The sequence below is a fragment of the Mycobacterium sp. IDR2000157661 genome (assembly GCF_022317005.1).
Classification (GTDB): Bacteria; Actinomycetota; Actinomycetes; order Mycobacteriales; family Mycobacteriaceae; genus Mycobacterium.
In genome coordinates this window covers 1,175,084-1,191,945 of the sequence record NZ_CP081006.1, presented here as the reverse complement: position 1 = coordinate 1,191,945, position 16,862 = coordinate 1,175,084, and the positions used below count along the sequence as shown (strand labels likewise).

Sequence of the window (16,862 nt, the reverse complement as noted above, 5' to 3'; positions counted from 1 at the left end):
AGCATGGATCAGCTCTGGGCCAACCGGGCGGGCACGGCAGAAGCCGCGGTCACGGCGCGCCATCTGAAACGCCTGTGGGGACTGCCCGGCACGCAGCTCGGTGTCGTGGCGTGGCCGGCGGCACGCACGCACCGAATGTTCGGCACCTGGCACTACTGGTGGCAAGCTCACCTGCTCGACAACCTCGTCGACGCGCACGTCCGCGACCCGCAACCCGAGCGCCTGCAGCGCATCGCCCGTCAGATCCGGGCACATCGGCTGCGCAACAACCTGTCCTGGGTCAACGACTACTACGACGACATGGCCTGGCTGGCGCTCGCGCTCGAGCGCGCGAACAGGCTCGCAGGCGTCGACAAGCCCAAAGCGATGGACAAGCTGTCCGAGCAGTTGCTCAAGGCCTGGGTGCCCGAGGACGGCGGCGGCATCCCGTGGCGCAAACAGGACCAGTTCTTCAACGCACCGGCCAACGGCCCGGCCGCGATCTTCCTGGCCCGCTTCGACCGGCTGCGCCGGGCCCAGCAGATGTCGGACTGGATCGACGAGACGCTCGTCGACCCCGACACCCATCTGGTGTTCGACGGGATCAGGGGCGGCTCGCTGGTGCGCGCGCAGTACACCTACTGCCAGGGCGTGGTGCTGGGCCTGGAAACCGAACTCGCCGCCCGCACCGACGACGACGACCACGCGCCGCGTGTGCACCGCCTCGTCGCCGCGGTGGCCGCACACATGGCGCCCGACGGTGTCATCAGGGGTGCCGGCGGCGGTGACGGTGGGCTGTTCAACGGCATCCTGGCGCGCTACCTCGCCCTCGTTGCGACCACGCTGCCCCAGCATGGCCCCGACGACGCCGAGGCTCGCGACATCGCCCGCTCGCTGGTGCTGTCGTCGGCGCAGGCCGCTTGGGACAACCGTCAGACCGTCGACGGATTGCCGCTGTTCGGCGCGTTCTGGGATCGCACCGCCGAGATCCCGACCGCCGCAGGCGTGCAAGCCGAATCCGTCGACGGCGCCGTCAACACCTCCGAGGTGCCCGAGCGGGATCTGTCGGTGCAGCTGTCGGGATGGATGCTGATGGAAGCAGCGCATAGCGTCAGTAGCGCCGACCAACGGTGAGCACGTCGTCGACACCGCGGATCACCCGCCTGGTGCCCGCACGCTTCAGCCGCGACGCCAAGGCGGCCAGAACCGGGGAGAACAGCGCGGCCGCGCTGCTGCTGGCGGCCACGGTCGTCGCGCTGCTGTGGGCGAATTCACCGTGGGCCGAGAGCTATTGGACGCTGTTGGACACCCACGTCGGCTTCACCTTCGCCGAACACCGCTTCGAGTTGACGGTCAAGCATCTCGTCAACGACGGGCTGATGACGTTCTTCTTCTTCATCGTCGGCCTGGAGGTCACCCGTGAGTTCGCCATCGGCGAGCTCACCGACCGGGCGAGGGCGTCGGTGCCCGTGGTGGCCGCGCTCGCCGGGTTGGTGGTGCCCGCCGCGGTCTTTCTGCTGCTGAACCCGTCGGGCGAGAACGCCGAAGCGTGGGGCGTGGTGATCAGCACCGATACCGCGTTCCTGATCGGCGCGTTGGCGATCATCAGGCCCAAGTTCCCGGCCCGGGTGCGCATCTTCCTGTTGACCCTGGCCGTGGTCGACGACGTCAGCGCGCTTCTCGTCATCGCCGTCTTCTACTCCGACCGCATCGACGTTGCGCCGCTTGTGGTTTCGGCGCTGCTCATCGGTGCAATCGCCCTGGTGCGGTTCCTGCCCGCGGCTCGCGGACCCGCCTACGCGGCGCTCGGTGTCGCGCTGTGGGTGGCGCTGTTCATGGCAGGCGTTCACCCGACGCTGGCCGGTGTCGCCGTCGCCCTGCTGATCCCGGTGTTCTCCCCCGAACGACAACCGGTCGAAGAGGTCGTCACGCGCATCCAAGCTTTCCGGCAATCGCCGAACTCGCGCTACGCCCGCGAGGTGACCCGCGGCCTGCGCGACTCCATCTCCATCAACGAGCGGCTGCAGACCGACGTCGGCCCGTACGTGTCGTTCGTCGTCCTGCCGCTGTTCGCCCTGGTCAACGCCGGTGTGACGCTCGACGCCCAGATCGTCGGTGCTGCGCTGCGCTCACCTCTGACGTGGGGCATCGTCGCCGGCCTGGTGATCGGCAAGTTCACCGGGATCACCGCCGCGACCTGGCTGATGCGACGGACCGGCCTGGGCATGCTGGCGCCCGGACTGACGTTGCGGCGGGTCGCAGGCGGTGCGGCACTGTCCGGGATCGGCTTCACCATCTCGCTGTTCATCGTCGACATTGCGGTCGACGACCCCGTGCGCAGGGAACAGGCGATCATCGGCGTGCTCATCGCGTCGGTGGTCGCCTTCTTCGCCGGCTGGGCGATCTTCCGAATCACCGATTGGCTCAGCCCGCCGGACCCGGTCGGCCTGAAGCTTCTCCGGCCGGTCGACCCGGACCGCGATCACATCAGGGGCGACCCCGACGCCCCGCTGACACTGGTCGAGTACGGCGACTTCGAATGCCCGTTCTGCAGCCGGGCCACCGGCGCGATCGACGAGGTGCGTGAACACTTCGGCGGGCGGCTGCGCTACGTGTGGCGGCACCTGCCGCTGGAGCGGGCGCATCCCCGTGCGTTCGACGCCGCACGCGCCAGCGAGGGGGCCGCGGCCCAGGGCAGGTTCTGGGAGATGGCCCGCCAGCTGTTCAGCCACCAGGATGACCTGGAGTGGTCCGACATGTACCGCTATGCGGTGGCGGCAGGCGTCGACATCGAGCGGTTCGACCAGGATGTGCGGGTGCACGCCTCCGATGGGCTGCACCGCGTGCAGGACGACGCCCAGGACGCCGAGCTGATGGATCTGAACTCGACGCCGACGTTCTTCGTCAACGGCAAGCGGCACAAGGGACCGTGGGACGCCGCCAGCCTGATTCGGGCGCTGGAGGCCTGACTAGGCCTGCTCGCCCGCGTCGATCGGCGGCGCCGGAATGCCTGCGCGCCGGGCCGCCCGGCGCCGCTTGTACCACTCGATGAGCATCGGCAGCACCGAGAGCACCACGATTCCGATGACAATGGGCTCGAGCAGCCTCTGCACCATCTCGAAGCGGCCGAGCCAGTAGCCGAGCAGCACCAGCCCGACGCCCCAGACCACGGCGCCGATGATGTTGAACAACGCGAACACGGGGTAGGTCATGCGGGCGGCGCCTGCGGTGAGCGGCGCCAGCGTACGCACGATCGGCACGAACCGGGCGATGACGATCGCGAACGGGCCACGCTGCTCGAAGAACAGGTGCGCCTCGTCGAGATACTTCTGCTTCAGGATGCGGGCATTGGGCTTGAACATCGCGGTGCCGAGGTTGCGACCGATCCAATACCCCACCTGACCGCCCAGGATCGCGGCGATCGGGATGAAGACCAGCAGTTGCCAAAGCTGGAAGTTGATGACCTCGCCGCCGCCTTCGGCCAGCGCCGCCGTCCCCGCGGCCAGCATGCCCGCGACGAACAGAAGGGAGTCGCCGGGCAGCACCGGGAACAGGACGCCCGACTCGACGAAGACGACCACCAGCAGGCCCACCAGCGCCCAGGCGCCGAAGTATCCGAGCAGGACCATCGGGTCGAGGAAGTCGGGCATCAGCGCAAGCTGATCGGTTGCGGCCAAGGACATGGTCGTCACAACGCCCAAAGATACCGGTCGGCTCCATCGAAACCGGAAACGTCGACGTGAGGCGGTCGCGCGCCGACGCCGATACCCTCACAGAATGCCCACTCACAAGGCCGTTCTGGTCGAATCCGCAGGCGCCCCGCTCGCGCTCACCGACGTCGAGACCGTCCCTCCGCCCGCCGGTCATGTCCGGATCAAGGTCGTGGCCTGTGGTGTGTGCGGGACCGATCACGGTGTCGTCAACGGTGGCTTTCCGGGCATGACGTGGCCCGTGACACCCGGGCACGAGATCGCGGGCACCGTCGACGAGGTCGGCGCGGGTGTCGAAGGCTTCTCGGTCGGCGACCGCGTGGCGGTCGGGTGGTTCGGCGGCATCTGCAATCGCTGCGTGCCGTGCCGCAAGGGCAAGTTCATGCAGTGCGTCGAGTTCCAGGTGCCGAGCTTGGCCTATCCGGGTGGGTACGCCGAGTCCGCCACCGCCCCGGCGACCGCGTTGGCCCGCATTCCTGACGGGTTGTCGTTCACCGAGGCCGCGCCCATGGGTTGCGCAGGCGTCACGACGTTCAATGCGCTGCGCAGGACCAGGGCCGTGGCCGGTGACCTGGTCGCCGTCCTGGGAATCGGCGGCCTCGGAAACCTCGGTGTGCAGTGGGCCCCGGCGATGGGATTCGAAACGGTCGCGATCGCCCGCGGCGCCGACAAGGCCGACGACGCCCGCGCCCTGGGAGCGCACCATTACATCGACTCGCGCGCCGAGGACGTTGCGGCCGCACTGCAGGGCCTCGGCGGTGCGGCAGCGGTGCTCGCGACGGCGGCGAACTCGCAGGCGATGGCCGACACCGTCGGCGGCCTCGGTCCGGAGGGCGAGCTCGTGATCGTCGGGGTCAGCGCCGACCCGCTGCCCATCAGCCCCGTGGATCTGATCCTGGCCGGCCGCAGCATCAGCGGGCATCCGTCGGGGACCGCTCGCGATGTCGAGGAGACCATGCACTTCGCGCTGCAGACGGGAGTGCGGGCCCGGGTCGAGGAGATGCCACTGGCCGATTTCGCCGAGGCCTACGCGGCCATGGCGGAGGGCCGGGCGCGCTACCGCATGGTACTGACGATGTGAACACGGTCGATTGCTGCGATACTCGTCGAAACCACAGTCGCGGGAAGGACCGCTCATGCCGATCGCCACGCCCGAGGTGTACGCGGAGATGCTGAGCCGGGCCAAGCAGCACTCGTTCGCGTTCCCGGCCATCAACTGCACGTCGTCGGAGAGCATCAACGCGGCGATCAAGGGATTCGCCGACGCCGGTAGCGACGGCATCATCCAATTCTCAACGGGCGGAGCGGAATTCGCTTCCGGATTGGGAGTCAAGGACATGGTGACCGGCGCGGTCGCGCTGGCCGAGTTCGCGCACGTGATAGCCGAGAGATACCCGATCACCGTCGCGTTGCACACCGACCACTGTCCCAAGGACAAACTGGACGGCTATGTCCGGCCGCTGCTGGCGATCTCGCAGCAGCGTGTCGCCGGCGGCGATCACCCGCTGTTCCAGTCGCACATGTGGGACGGGTCGGCGGTGCCGCTCGACGAGAACCTCGACATCGCCCGCGAACTGCTCAAGGAAGCGGCGGCCGCGAAGATAGTGCTGGAGATAGAGATCGGTGTGGTCGGCGGTGAAGAGGACGGCGTGGCACACGAGATAAACGACAAGCTCTACACCACGCCGGAGGACTTCGAGAAGACCGTCGAGGCGCTCGGCGCCGGCGAGCACGGCAGGTACCTGCTGGCCGCGACATTCGGCAACGTGCACGGGGTGTACAAGCCGGGCAACGTCAAACTGCGGCCCGACATCCTCGCCGAGGGACAGAAGGTCGCTGCCGCCAAACTCGGATTGCCGACGGACGCACAGCCTTTCGACTTCGTCTTCCATGGCGGGTCGGGCTCGTTGAAGTCCGAGATCGAAGACTCGTTGCGGTACGGCGTGGTGAAGATGAACGTCGACACCGATACCCAGTACGCGTTCACCCGCCCGATCGCCGGGCATATGTTCACCAACTACGAGGGCGTGCTCAAGGTCGACGGCGAGGTCGGCGACAAGAAGGCCTACGACCCGCGCAGCTACCTGAAGAAGGCGGAGGCGTCGATGAGCGAGCGCGTCGTCGAGGCGTGCCGCGACCTGCACAGTGCGGGCCGCAGCGTGTCCTCGGGCTGACTACTGCGGAGCCTGGCAGATCTTCCAACTGTCGTCGCGGAACTGCAGGTCGAAGCTGCGTGTCGACCGGGTCTGCGGCGCATACGCCATGAAGCTCGTGACGTTGGCCTCGGCGTGGTCGCCGTTGATGATCACCTGGTCGATGCTGGCTACCACCGGGTACTGCTTGGCCGCGGCCACCCGGTCATGGGTCTCGGCCCAGGTGCGGTCGTCGTATCGCACGTAGCTGTCCCGGGTCGCGCCGCAGGTGATGCTGCGCAGCCTGGCGAGGTCACCGCTTTGGATGGCGGCGTCGAATTCCTCGATGGTGGCGCGCACCATGTCCTCCTGCGACACCTTCGGACCCGAGTCGCGTGTCAGCAGGATGGTGCCCAGCACCGCGATCGCCACCAGGGCGGCGATGACCAGCACCAGCGCCACCACCCACCCCCAGCTGCGCCGTTGCTGCGGCGGCCCGGGCGCTTCGCCCCGCGGCGGGATCATCTGCGGGGCGACGCTTCTGGCCTGGCCGGAGTCCGGCGAGGTCGTGAACACCTCGGTGGCAGGCTCGGCGGGCGTGTCCATCCGCTGCGTCGTGCCCGCGTCGAAGTTCGACGGCGCGGTGAACCGCCGCTCGGCCGGTGCCTCGGTCGCCGAGTCCTGGGTGGGCCTGGGCGCGGGCGCCATGATCTCGGTGGCCGGTTCGTGCTCGGGGTCCGGCTCGATGACCTCGGTGACAGGGTCGGGATCATGCGGTGCGTCGGCGTGCTCCGAGGTCGGCGAGGCCGCGGCCTCACTGGCCTCGGAACCACCGGCCTCGTCGGCAGCCTCGGTGTCCGAGACGTCTTCTGGCTGGTCAGGCCCTGATGGGTGCGACATGCCTGCTGCGGTCCTCCCTTACGACGCTACGGGCGGAAGCTTAGTCATGACCCGTACGGGCAGAATGGGGGCATGACACGGATGGGTGACCTACTCGGGCCGGAGCCGGTACTGCTGCCCGGTGACCCCGCTGCCGAGGCGGAGCTGGCCGCCGGCGAGAAACCGGCCATCGTGGCCGCCGCGCATCCCTCGGCGTCGGTGGCATGGGCCGAGCTCGCCGAGCAGGCGCTGGCCGAAGACCGGGCCGTCACGGCGTATGCCTATGCCCGCACCGGCTACCACCGCGGGCTCGATCAGTTGCGTCGCAACGGCTGGAAGGGTTTCGGGCCGGTGCCGTTCAGCCACGAACCCAACCGCGGGTTCCTGCGTTGCGTGGCCGCGCTGGCCCGCGCGGCTGATGCGATCGGCGAGGTCGACGAGACTCAGCGCTGCCTCGACCTGCTCGACGACTGCGACCCGACCGCGCGCGCCGAACTCGGCCTGCCGTAGTCACTCGGCATCGCACTTGCAGTCGGCGGCGCCGTCGGGCGGCTCCACCTGAACGGTCGCGTGGTCCAGCCCGCGGGCGGAGAGCACGGCACGCGCGTCGTCGAGTACCTCGGCGGATTCGCGCCTGCTGGTCAGATGCGCGGTCACCATGTCCTTGCCGGGCACCAGCGTCCAGACGTGCAGGTCGTGCACCTCGGTCACGCCGTCCACCGCACACAGCGCGGTGCGCAACTCCTCGACGTCGATGTGGGCGGGCGAGGACTCCGACAGGATTCGCAGCGCCGCCCTGGCCAGTGCGATCGCCCGCGGCAGCACCCACAGTGCCACCAGGACCGCGACCACGACGTCGGCATACGGCCAGCCGGTCGTGACGGTGACGATGCCGGCGATCAGCACGCCGATGCTGCCCACGGTGTCGGCCAGCACCTCCATGTAGGCGCCCTTGACGGCCAGGCTGCTCTGCGAGTGCGACCGCAGCAGCAGCACGACGACGGCGTTGGCCAGCAATCCGGCCAAGGCGACCACGATGAGCGGCACCCCCGGGACCTCCGGGGCGTCGCCCAACCGCTCGAACGCCTCCCTGAGGATGAACACGGCGACGCCCAGCAGAAGCACGGCGTTGGCGACGGCGGTGAACACCTCGGCGCGGTGCCAGCCGTAGGTGCGGGCCGGCGACGCGCTGCCGCGGCGGGCCAGCAGGACCGCGGTCAGGCCCATGAACATGGCCACCAGGTCGGTGAGCATGTGTCCGGCGTCGGCGAGCAGGGCGATCGAGTTGATCAGCAGCGCGGTGACCAGTTCGAGGACGAAGAAGCCGGTGAGGATCGCGGCGGCGATCACCATCCGGCTCACGCGGGTGTCGGGGCTGCTGTGGTCGTGGCCGGCACCCATGTCTGCAATCTATGCGGAAGCACGCATATGTCGCAAGACGCTCAGAACCAGGCGGACCAGAACCGGGTCAGGTCGGCGCCGGTGCCGACGAGCCAACGAGGCACGCCGGAGAAGTCGAAGAACCACAGCACCACACCCCAGAACCACTGATTGAGCTGCGGTGTGAACAACAACAGCAGCAGCACCAGCAGCCCCCACGGCTTGACCGGCGCGAGGCTGCGCTGGGTCTGCGGGCTCAGGTGCGGCTCGAGCGCGCCGTATCCGTCGAGTCCCGGCACCGGCAGCATGTTGAGCACGAAGGCCGTCACCTGGAGGAAACCGAGAAACGCCACGCCGGCCCAGAACACGCTGTGCGACGGGTCGTAGAGCAGGTTGACCAGCACCAACAGCAGCCCGGCCAACACCAGGTTGACCGCCGGTCCGGACAGGCTGACCAGGCTGCGCTGCCGCTTGGTCATCGCGGCCGTGCGTACGTAGACCGCACCGCCCGGCAGGCCGATGCCGCCGATCGCGATGACGAGCACGGGTAGCCCGATCGACAGCAGCGGGTTGGAGTACTTGAACGGGTTGAGCGTCAGATAGCCGCGCACCTCGACATCGCGGTCACCGAACCGCCAGGCGCTGTAGGCGTGGGCGAACTCGTGTACGCACAGCGACACGAGCCAGCCCGCGATCACGAACGTGAACACCCCGACGTACGCCCAGGGGCCGCCCTCGCTGGTATGCAGCCAGGCCACCGCCCCACCAGCGGCGGTGACGGCGACGATGACCAGGAAAACCGGGCTCGGCCGCACCGACTGATGCAACGGGTGAACACTCACGCGTCGACGCTACCGGCTGTGAGATGGTCGGGTGATCTTCAGGCCCGCCGACCGACCCGCAACCACCCCTCGGTGTGCCGATAGAACGTCGAGCGCCTGACCTGTCGCGGCGCGCCCACCCCGTCGCGCACCACCGTGGCTCCGGTGGTGCCCAGTTGTGCGGCGCGGCCGGTGACCCAGCGCCTTGGCCGCCTGCCGAGCACGGCGGCGCGTAGCCCCGGCATGCCCGCCGTCGGCTCGATCCGCACGCCGGTGACGTCGCCGTCGAACAGCACGGTGTCGTCGACGACGGCCTCGCCGTGCAGCGCCGGTGACTCCGGGGTGCCGCGCCACTCGGCCGCGCCGGTGATGACGGTGCCGGTGTCGTCGCGGATCAGCGGCACCCGGTTCGCCGGCGCCCGCAGGGCTGATCTCGCGTGCCAGCGGCGGCGTACGTGCGCCACTTCCACGTCGAGCCGGTCGGTGCGCATCAACCTCGTCAGCACGGTGGCCAGGTCGGCGTCGGAGCCCACCACGACCAGCCGTCGACACGGCGCGTCGGGGGAGTCGACGACGGGAAGCCCGCGCAGCGCACGTGGCGGCCGGTGGCCGGCGAACGGCAACACCACGACGTCGGCGGTGCTCATGCCTGCTCCTCGCATAGGGCTGGGATAAGGTAGCTCACCGGCTGCACAGTGTTGGTGCAACAGTAGCGGGGAGCTAAGGACCGAGCCATGCCGGCAATCGTGCTCATCGGCGCCCAATGGGGCGACGAGGGCAAAGGAAAAGCCACCGACCTTCTCGGTGGACGCGTCCAGTGGGTGGTGCGGTACCAGGGCGGCAACAACGCCGGCCACACCGTGGTGCTGCCGACGGGGGAGAACTTCGCACTGCACCTGATCCCGTCCGGGATCCTCACGCCAGGCGTCACCAACGTCATCGGCAACGGGGTGGTGGTGGACCCCGGGGTGCTGCTCACCGAGCTGCGCGGGCTCGAGGACCGTGGCGTGGACACCGAACGACTGTTGATCTCGGCCGACGCGCATCTGCTGATGCCCTATCACGTTGCGATCGACAAGGTCGTCGAGCGGTATGCGGGCAGCAAGAAGATCGGCACCACCGGCCGCGGCATCGGTCCCTGCTACCAGGACAAGATCGCCCGCATCGGGATTCGGGTCGCCGACGTGCTCGACCCGGTGCTGCTCGCCGAAAAGATCGAGGCGGCATTGGACTTCAAGAACCAGGTGCTGGTCAAGATCTACAACCGCAAGGCGCTCGACGCCGCCGAGGTGGTCGACAACCTGCTGAGCCAGGCCGACGGATTCAAGCACCGCATCGCCGACGCCCGGTTCCTGCTCAACGACGCGCTGGCCAACGGCGAGACGGTGCTGCTGGAGGGCTCACAGGGGACCCTGCTCGACGTCGATCACGGCACGTATCCCTTTGTCACGTCGTCGAATCCGACGGCCGGCGGTGCCGCGGTCGGCTCGGGTATCGGGCCGACGCGCATCACCACGGTGCTGGGCATCCTCAAGGCCTACACCACCCGGGTGGGGTCGGGACCGTTCCCCACCGAGTTGTTCGACGCCAACGGCGAGTACCTGAGCAAGACCGGCGGCGAGTTCGGCGTCACAACGGGCAGGCGGCGCCGCTGCGGCTGGTTCGACGCGGTCATCGCGCGCTATGCCACCAGGGTCAACGGCATCACCGACTACTTCCTGACCAAGCTCGACGTGCTGTCCAGTCTGGAGACCGTGCCGGTGTGCGTCGGCTACCGCGTCAACGGCAAGCGCATCGACGACATGCCGATGACCCAGTCCCAGATCGGGTACGCCGAACCGGTGTACGAGGAACTGCCCGGCTGGTGGGAGGACATCAGCTCGTGCCGTTCCTTCGAAGACCTGCCCGCCAAGGCGCGCGACTATGTGCTTCGGCTCGAAGAGCTTGCCGGAGCGCATATCTCGTGCATCGGTGTCGGTCCGGGCCGCGAGCAGACGATTGTGCGCCGCGACATCCTGGCGACGTCGTGAGCGACGACGCGAGGAGCGGAGATACCGCAGCCGATCCCCACCTGCTCGACCCGGACTACGACAGACACGGAGGGTTCCCGGCCTTCGAGGCGGCCGAACCGGGACCCGGCTTCGGGCGGTTCCTCGTTGCGATGCGCCGCGCGCAGGACCTGGCGGTGTCCGCCGACCCGGACAGCCACACGTGGGACGAGGCGGCCGACCAGGTCGAGGCCCTGGTGAAGCTGCTCGACCCGTTCGAGGCGGCCGAGGGCGTCGGTCCGGCCAACCGCGTGCCGTCGCTGCCCGGCGCGGGCAGCCTGCTGATGCCGCCGTACCGGGTGCACAAGTTCGACGCCGAGGCCGTCGAGTTGACCGTGACGTTCAGCCGCTATCACGTCGGCGGCAACTCCGCGGTGCACGGCGGCGTGCTGCCGCTGATGTTCGACTCGGTGTTCGGCATGGTCATCCACGCCACCGGCAGGCCGATCAGCCGCACCGCTTTCCTGCACGTCGACTACCGCAGGGTCACCCCGATCGACACCCCGCTGACGGTGCGGGGCTGGGTGCGCGCCGCCCAGGGGCGCAAGTCGTTCGTCAACGCCGAGATGCGCGACCCCGGGGGCCACCTGCTCGCCGAGGCCAACGGGTTGATGATCCGCCTGCTGCCGGGCCAGCCGTGACGTCGGACCACCGGGGCCGCACCCGTCGCCTGACCACGCCGCGGGCTGCGGCGCTCGCCGGTGTGCTGTTCGCGCTGCTGTTCGGCGCCGCGCTGGTGCTGATCCGGCTCGCGTTACCGGAGGACGGCCCGCCCAGCTCGCAGTGGCTGCGCGACGGAAGCACCAACCTGCGGGTCGCGGCGATCATGATGCCGTTCGCCGGCATCGCGTTCCTGTGGTTCATGGGTGTGGTGCGTGACGGCCTCGGCCGCTACGAGGACAAGTTCTTCTCGACGGTGTTCATCGGCAGCGGCCTGCTGTTTCTGGCGATGATGTTCCTGGCCGTCGGCGTCGGGGCAGGCCTGGAGGGCAGCGGCGCGGGGGCGGAGTCTGAGCTCGCGGTGTTCGGCCAGAAGGTGCTGCTGACCGTCTCCAAGACATATGCCTTGCGGATGGCGGCGGTGTTCATGATCTCGCTGGCGACCATCTGGCTGCGCACCCGCTTGATGCCGGGCTGGCTGGCCGTCATCACCTACGTCATGGCGGTGGGGCTGCTGCTGGCCAGCGACCTGAGCATGTGGCTGGTGTTGGCGTTCCCCGCCTGGGTGCTGGTGGTCAGCGTGCTGCTGCTGAGTCGGGCCGGAGTGATCGACTTCGACCGCGACGACCGCTGATCCGGTCGCGGGTCAGCGCGGCCGCGGCACCGGGTCTTCCGACGCGACCCGCAGCCCGACGTGGAAGTGCGTGATCGTCGGCTTCTCGTTCGTGACGATCTCCTTGAGTTTGGCGAACGTCATGTCGAGTGCCTCGAGCGGATCGACGTCCTGCGGCACCACCGAGATCTCGACGTCGAACCAGTGGCCGCCGTAGCGCGTGAGCCCGTGCGCGAACCCGGGCAGGTCGACGTGCTCCTCGGGATCCCAGGTGATGACTTCCAGCGTCTTGTCGCTCATGGTCGGCTCCTCCCGCTTCCTGTGACGGGACGTTATTCGACTGACACCGCTGCGCTCAGGAGTCGGAGTGCCCCGGCTGGGAGGACGGAAGTCTCGTCCGCGCGGTGTCTTTCGGCTCCTACCGGATCCGCTCAGTCGGTGAGTCGCAGCGCCTGCGAGGGACATAGTCGCACCGCTTCCCGGACATGGTCGAGGTCGCCGTCGGGCACCTCGCCGGTCTGGACCGCTTCGCCCTGCGACTCGATCAGCAACACCACGACGCCGTCGTCGTCCTGGTCGAAGACCTCGCCGGCGGACATCACGCAGTTGCCCGCCTGAATGCACACGTCGCGATCGGCCGCGATCTTCACTGGGCCATCACCATCGCACCTCCAATGACTTCAGGCCGTAGATGAAGTGGAATGACCGGAACTGCACGTCGGCGAAGTCCTCGGCCAGCGCAAGTGTCGGGAAGCGTTGCAGCAGAGCGGGAAAGGCCACCCGCATCTCCATCCGCGCCAGCGGTGCGCCCAGGCAGTGGTGCACACCGTGGCCGAACGCCAGATGCCCGGGTGCACCGCGGCGGATGTCGAGTGTCTCCGGTGCGTCGATGAACCCGCGATCCCGGTTCCCCGAGGGCAGCGACGCGAAAACCAACTGACCGGCGGGGATAGGCACACCGGCGATCTCGACGTCGGTGGTGGTGATCCGGGGTATCGCGGTGTGCACGATGGACAACCAGCGCAGCAGCTCCTCGACGGCGGGCCCGACGGCGGCGGGATCGTCGCGGACCGCGGCGAGCTGATCGGGATGGCGGAGCAGCGCCAGCGTGCCCAGGCCAAGCATGTTCGACGTGGTTTCGTGACCGGCGAGCAGCAGCAGCGAGGCGACGCCCACGAGTTCGTCGTCGGTGAGCTCGGCGCCGTGCTCGCGGATCAGCATGCCGAGGATGTCGTCGCCGGGATGACGCCGCGCGCGTTCGACGAGGGACTGCATGTACGCGCGGCCCGCCCGCTGCAACTCGATGCGCTCCTCGAACGGCAGTGACAGGTCCAGCTGGCGCGCGCTTCGGCGCTGGAAGTCGTCACGGTCGTCGTAGGGCACACCGAGCAGTTCGCAGATCACCAACGACGGGATCGGCAGCGCGAACTGCTCGACCAGATCAGCTGGGGCACCGGCCTTCTGCATCGAATCGAGCTGGGCGCCGACGATCTCGCCGATACGCGGCTCGAGGCGTTTCATGCGCCGGATGGTGAACTCCGGGGTCAGCATGCGCCGCAGTCGTGTGTGCTCGGGCGGGTCGAGGCCGAGCAGGTTGCCCGCGCGGGCGCTGGCCACCTCCTCCTCGGAAAGCGTTGGCGCGCCGGGCACCACGAAACCGGGCGGGCGGCCGTTGGAGAACCGCTCGTAGTCCGACAGCACCGCCTTGACGTCGTCGTGGCGGGTCACCAGATACACCGTCATGCCGAACGCGTTGACCACCGTGCGAACCCCGGTGGTCTCGCGGATCTCGCTCAACTCGGGGGCCGGGTCGAACGCGTCCCGCCGCATGTGCAGGGGCGGAAGCGGGGGTGCCTCGCCGTCGCGGAGCGCGGCATCAGCCTCAGTCATGACACGACGCTACCCGCGCTCCGGACCGCCCACCGGGCCGAGCGCACATCGGTGGATTGCACGCTGGCGCGGACGAACTGCACGACCTCGGGCCGGGTGCGAAACGTGGTCGGGCCAAGGAACGCCTTGAGCACCGCACGAGTCATCGGGGGTCGCACGCCGCCCATCACCGTCGCGATGCGCAGCAGCAGGCCGAACTCCACCCGCTGTCGCAGGCCTGCCCGCGACGCTGTGCGGTTCATCAGCACGGCGCGGCCGATGCGTTCGGGATGCAGGGCGGCGAAGGTGCCGCCGATCATGCCGCCCCAGGAGTTGCCCACGAAGTGGGTCCGGTCGATGCCCAGAGCATCGATGATGTCTGCGATGCACTGCGCGCAATGGTCGAATGTGAATGCCGCCCTGAGCTTTTCGCTGCCGCCATGTCCCGGCGGGTCGACCAGGATCACGCGTTGGTCGGCACCGAAGCGGCGCACCTGCACCGGCCACATGTCGCCGGTCATCAGCAGGCTCGGCCAGAACATGACCGGGTCGCCGTCACCGCGGGTGCGAACCCGTAGCCGTCCCAGCGCGGTGTCGACCGTGTGTTCCTCCACCGTCTGCACGGTAGCCCCCGTCACGCAGCGCAGGCCACCAGATGCGGGGCCCCATGAGGGTGAACAACGCGGGAATGATCACCGTGCGCACGACGAAGGTGTCCAGCAGGATGCCCAGACCCACGATGATGCCGACCTGGGTCAGCACGATCAGCGGTAGCACGCCGAGCACACAGAACACCGCCGCCAGCACGATGCCCGCGCTGGTGATGACGGCGCCGGTCGCCGACACGGCCCGCACGATGCCGTCGCGGGTGCCGTGCTCGGGTGTCTCCTCTCTGGCCCGGGTGACCAGGAAGATCGTGTAATCCACGCCCAGCGCAACCAGGAACAGGAACGCGAACAGCGGAGCGGTGTTGTCGAGTGCGGGGAAGCCGAAGATGTGCACACTGGCCCACCCGCCGAGGCCGAGTGCGGCCAGCGCACTCAACACCGTGGCCGCCACCAGGATCAGCGGTGCCAGCGCGGCACGCAACAGCACGTACAGCACCGCGAGCACGACGAGCAGGATCGCGGGGATCACGACGGCGCGGTCACGCGCAGCGGCGGCGCTGGCGTCTCGTGCGGTGGCGTCCGATCCGCCGACCAGCGCCTCATCGTCGACGGCCTGTACCGAACCGCGCAGCGCGTCGATGGTCTGGAAGGCCTGCTCCGAGGCGGGCTCGGCGTCGAGTATCACCGACCACTGCGTCAGGCCCGTCGAGGTCTGGCCCGCAGGCGTCGCCGACACCACTCCGGGCGTCTCGAGGATGGCGCGCCCGATGGCGTCCGCGCGGTCGGTCGCCGCGATGACGCGGGTCGGGTCGGTCAGCCCGCTGGGGAAGTGCTCGGCGAGCGTCTCGTAGCCGCGGACCGACTCGGCCTCCACCCGGAACTGCTCGGTCTGCGACAGGCCGACAGGTGTGGTGAGCACGCCGATGCACAGCAGCGCGAGGGCCGCGACGGCGACCATTGCGACGCGGGCGGGCCTGCGCGCCACCGCCTCGGCGATGCGATGCCACACACCACCCTCGGTCAGCGGTTTCGCCCCTGCGCGCGGGATGAACGGCCAGAACAGTCGCTTGCCGAACAGGGCCAGCAGCGGCGGCAGCACCAGCAGCACGAACACCGCCGCCACCACCAGGCCGGCGGCCGCCTGCACGCCGAGGCTGCGCACACTGGGCGAGGACGCCAACAGCAACGTCAGCAGGGCCAGCACCACGGTCGCGTTGCTGGCGATGATGGCCGGGCCGGCCTGCCGCACCGCGATGCTCAGCGCCGCGCGGTGATCCTCGACCGAATGCTCTTCGCGCGAGCGCTCATGCCGATGCCCATGCTCTTCGCGCGAGCGCTCATGCCGATGCCCATGCTCTTCGCGCGAGCGCTCATCGCGGTCGCGGCCCAGTTCTTCCCGATACCGCGAGATCAACAGCAGCGCATAGTTGGTGCCGGCGCCGAACACCAGCACGCTGGTGATGCCCGATGTCGATCCGTCCGGGGTCATGCCGACCGCCTGGGCCACCGCGCTGCCCAGCACGGAGGCGACCCGGTCGGCGAACCCGATCACCGCGAGCGGCACCAGCCAGAGCACCGGGGAGCGGTAGGTCACGATAAGCAGCAGTGCCACCACGGCGGCGGTGACGGCCAGCAGCGTGACGTTGGCTCCGGAGAACGCGTTGGCGATGTCCGCTCCGAACGCCGGTCCGCCGGTTACCTGGGTGTGCAGATCGCGGGGCAGGCCGTCGCCTGCGTCGGCGCGCACCTCCTTGATCGCGTCGTTGAGCGCGAAGCCGGTCAGGTCGGCGTCCAACGGCACCACCGCCAGGGCGGCCATACCGTCGGAGGAGACCTGCGCCGTCGGCCACTTCTGTTCGACGGCCTCGATGTCCGCCGGCCGCAACGGCGCACCGTCGTCGCGGGTGATGACGACGATCGCCGGAACTCGGTCGCCGGCTGGGAACTGGGCCCGCAGCGCGTCGGCGCGCGCGGACTCGGCACTGTCGGGCACCGGAACCGGCGACCGGGCGCTCGAGTCGTCGCTGCCCACGAGTGCCATCAGTGCGCCGGATGCGATGACGATGAGCAGGGCGAGGATCCAGGAGAACCGCCTAGACATGGACCCGAATATTTCAGATACTTAACAATTAAGCAAGTCGCCGGAGGTCCTATGCTTGGTCG

18 protein-coding genes are annotated in these 16,862 nt (G+C 69.0%); 8 read left to right on the top strand and 10 right to left on the bottom strand.

What is annotated here, in order from left to right; all coding sequences use genetic code 11:
• The first annotated feature begins 3 nt into the window (after positions 1-3).
• Complete coding sequence (locus K3G64_RS06760) at positions 4-1,113, top strand: glycoside hydrolase family 76 protein (protein WP_238889875.1); 1,110 nt, start codon at positions 4-6, stop codon at positions 1,111-1,113.
• Entirely contained in the window at positions 1,110-2,948 is a 1,839-nt protein-coding gene (nhaA, locus tag K3G64_RS06755) for a Na+/H+ antiporter NhaA (protein WP_238889873.1), read from the top strand. The genes K3G64_RS06760 and nhaA overlap by 4 nt, the downstream gene beginning before the upstream one ends.
• Here nhaA and K3G64_RS06750 read toward each other — a convergent pair whose 3' ends face one another.
• Positions 2,949-3,662, bottom strand: a complete 714-nt coding sequence (locus K3G64_RS06750; protein WP_238950472.1) for a VTT domain-containing protein — start codon at positions 3,660-3,662, stop codon at positions 2,949-2,951. It lies immediately after the preceding gene.
• 94 nt (positions 3,663-3,756) lie between these two features.
• Between K3G64_RS06750 and K3G64_RS06745 the strand changes: the two genes are divergently transcribed.
• Entirely contained in the window at positions 3,757-4,770 is a 1,014-nt protein-coding gene (locus K3G64_RS06745; protein WP_238889872.1) for an alcohol dehydrogenase catalytic domain-containing protein, read from the top strand.
• Positions 4,771-4,825: 55 nt separating this feature from the next.
• Entirely contained in the window at positions 4,826-5,863 is a 1,038-nt protein-coding gene (gene fbaA, locus K3G64_RS06740) for a class II fructose-bisphosphate aldolase (protein ID WP_238889871.1), read from the top strand.
• Here the strand turns inward: fbaA and K3G64_RS06735 are convergent, their stop codons facing one another.
• Positions 5,864-6,721 (bottom strand): Rv0361 family membrane protein, encoded by an 858-nt coding sequence (locus K3G64_RS06735; protein ID WP_238889870.1) that lies wholly within the window; start codon positions 6,719-6,721, stop codon positions 5,864-5,866. It lies immediately after the preceding gene.
• Between the two features lie 72 nt (positions 6,722-6,793).
• Here K3G64_RS06735 and K3G64_RS06730 point away from each other — a divergent pair, with 72 nt between their 5' ends.
• Positions 6,794-7,210, top strand: a complete 417-nt coding sequence (locus tag K3G64_RS06730; protein WP_238889869.1) for a DUF3151 domain-containing protein — start codon at positions 6,794-6,796, stop codon at positions 7,208-7,210.
• Here the strand turns inward: K3G64_RS06730 and K3G64_RS06725 are convergent, their stop codons facing one another.
• From K3G64_RS06725 to K3G64_RS06715, 3 genes are read right to left on the bottom strand one after another with little or no spacing between them, the layout of a single operon-like run.
• The gene (locus K3G64_RS06725; protein WP_238889868.1) at positions 7,211-8,101 is read right to left on the bottom strand and encodes a cation diffusion facilitator family transporter; all 891 of its coding nucleotides are present in this window, start codon (positions 8,099-8,101) and stop codon (positions 7,211-7,213) included.
• Positions 8,102-8,142: 41 nt separating this feature from the next.
• Positions 8,143-8,922 carry a site-2 protease family protein gene (locus K3G64_RS06720; protein ID WP_238889867.1) on the bottom strand — a complete coding sequence of 260 codons (780 nt, stop codon included), beginning with the start codon at positions 8,920-8,922 and terminating at the stop codon, positions 8,143-8,145.
• A gap of 38 nt (positions 8,923-8,960) precedes the next feature.
• Positions 8,961-9,548 (bottom strand): peptidase M50, encoded by a 588-nt coding sequence (locus K3G64_RS06715; RefSeq protein WP_238889866.1) that lies wholly within the window; start codon positions 9,546-9,548, stop codon positions 8,961-8,963.
• Positions 9,549-9,635: 87 nt separating this feature from the next.
• Between K3G64_RS06715 and K3G64_RS06710 the strand changes: the two genes are divergently transcribed.
• Genes K3G64_RS06710 through K3G64_RS06700 form a run of 3 tightly spaced genes read left to right on the top strand, consistent with a single transcriptional unit; the run spans position 9,636 to position 12,243 of the window.
• Entirely contained in the window at positions 9,636-10,931 is a 1,296-nt protein-coding gene (locus K3G64_RS06710) for an adenylosuccinate synthase (protein ID WP_238889865.1), read from the top strand.
• Positions 10,928-11,590 carry a PaaI family thioesterase gene (locus K3G64_RS06705; protein WP_370647116.1) on the top strand — a complete coding sequence of 221 codons (663 nt, stop codon included), beginning with the start codon at positions 10,928-10,930 and terminating at the stop codon, positions 11,588-11,590. The genes K3G64_RS06710 and K3G64_RS06705 overlap by 4 nt, the downstream gene beginning before the upstream one ends.
• A complete protein-coding gene (locus K3G64_RS06700; protein ID WP_370647115.1) occupies positions 11,587-12,243 on the top strand; it encodes a hypothetical protein in 657 nt (218 codons plus the stop codon). Before K3G64_RS06705 ends, K3G64_RS06700 begins: the two co-directional genes overlap by 4 nt.
• A 12-nt stretch (positions 12,244-12,255) precedes the next feature.
• Here K3G64_RS06700 and K3G64_RS06695 read toward each other — a convergent pair whose 3' ends face one another.
• The 5 genes from K3G64_RS06695 to K3G64_RS06675 form a co-directional block, all read right to left on the bottom strand.
• Complete coding sequence (locus K3G64_RS06695) at positions 12,256-12,522, bottom strand: hypothetical protein (protein ID WP_238889863.1); 267 nt, start codon at positions 12,520-12,522, stop codon at positions 12,256-12,258.
• 131 nt (positions 12,523-12,653) lie between these two features.
• On the bottom strand, positions 12,654-12,872 hold the full coding sequence (locus K3G64_RS06690; protein ID WP_238889862.1) for a ferredoxin: 219 nt from the start codon (positions 12,870-12,872) through the stop codon (positions 12,654-12,656).
• Between the two features lie 7 nt (positions 12,873-12,879).
• Positions 12,880-14,112, bottom strand: coding sequence for a cytochrome P450 (locus tag K3G64_RS06685; protein ID WP_238889861.1), 1,233 nt, complete (start codon positions 14,110-14,112; stop codon positions 12,880-12,882).
• A complete protein-coding gene (locus K3G64_RS06680; protein WP_370647114.1) occupies positions 14,109-14,705 on the bottom strand; it encodes an alpha/beta fold hydrolase in 597 nt (198 codons plus the stop codon). The genes K3G64_RS06685 and K3G64_RS06680 overlap by 4 nt, the downstream gene beginning before the upstream one ends.
• Positions 14,647-16,800, bottom strand: coding sequence for an MMPL family transporter (locus tag K3G64_RS06675; protein WP_238889860.1), 2,154 nt, complete (start codon positions 16,798-16,800; stop codon positions 14,647-14,649). The genes K3G64_RS06680 and K3G64_RS06675 overlap by 59 nt, the downstream gene beginning before the upstream one ends.
• Positions 16,801-16,862 lie beyond the last annotated feature (62 nt).

Coding starts and splice junctions, on each gene's coding strand:
- K3G64_RS06725 (WP_238889868.1), bottom strand. CDS start 8,101: ATGGGTGCCGGCCACGACCACAGCAGCCCCGACACCCGCGTGAGCCGG.
- K3G64_RS06730 (WP_238889869.1), top strand. CDS start 6,794: ATGACACGGATGGGTGACCTACTCGGGCCGGAGCCGGTACTGCTGCCC.
- K3G64_RS06675 (WP_238889860.1), bottom strand. CDS start 16,800: ATGTCTAGGCGGTTCTCCTGGATCCTCGCCCTGCTCATCGTCATCGCA.
- K3G64_RS06750 (WP_238950472.1), bottom strand. CDS start 3,662: ATGTCCTTGGCCGCAACCGATCAGCTTGCGCTGATGCCCGACTTCCTC.
- K3G64_RS06710 (WP_238889865.1), top strand. CDS start 9,636: ATGCCGGCAATCGTGCTCATCGGCGCCCAATGGGGCGACGAGGGCAAA.
- K3G64_RS06685 (WP_238889861.1), bottom strand. CDS start 14,112: ATGACTGAGGCTGATGCCGCGCTCCGCGACGGCGAGGCACCCCCGCTT.
- K3G64_RS06695 (WP_238889863.1), bottom strand. CDS start 12,522: ATGAGCGACAAGACGCTGGAAGTCATCACCTGGGATCCCGAGGAGCAC.
- K3G64_RS06715 (WP_238889866.1), bottom strand. CDS start 9,548: ATGAGCACCGCCGACGTCGTGGTGTTGCCGTTCGCCGGCCACCGGCCG.
- K3G64_RS06760 (WP_238889875.1), top strand. CDS start 4: ATGGATCAGCTCTGGGCCAACCGGGCGGGCACGGCAGAAGCCGCGGTC.
- K3G64_RS06735 (WP_238889870.1), bottom strand. CDS start 6,721: ATGTCGCACCCATCAGGGCCTGACCAGCCAGAAGACGTCTCGGACACC.
- K3G64_RS06745 (WP_238889872.1), top strand. CDS start 3,757: ATGCCCACTCACAAGGCCGTTCTGGTCGAATCCGCAGGCGCCCCGCTC.
- fbaA (WP_238889871.1), top strand. CDS start 4,826: ATGCCGATCGCCACGCCCGAGGTGTACGCGGAGATGCTGAGCCGGGCC.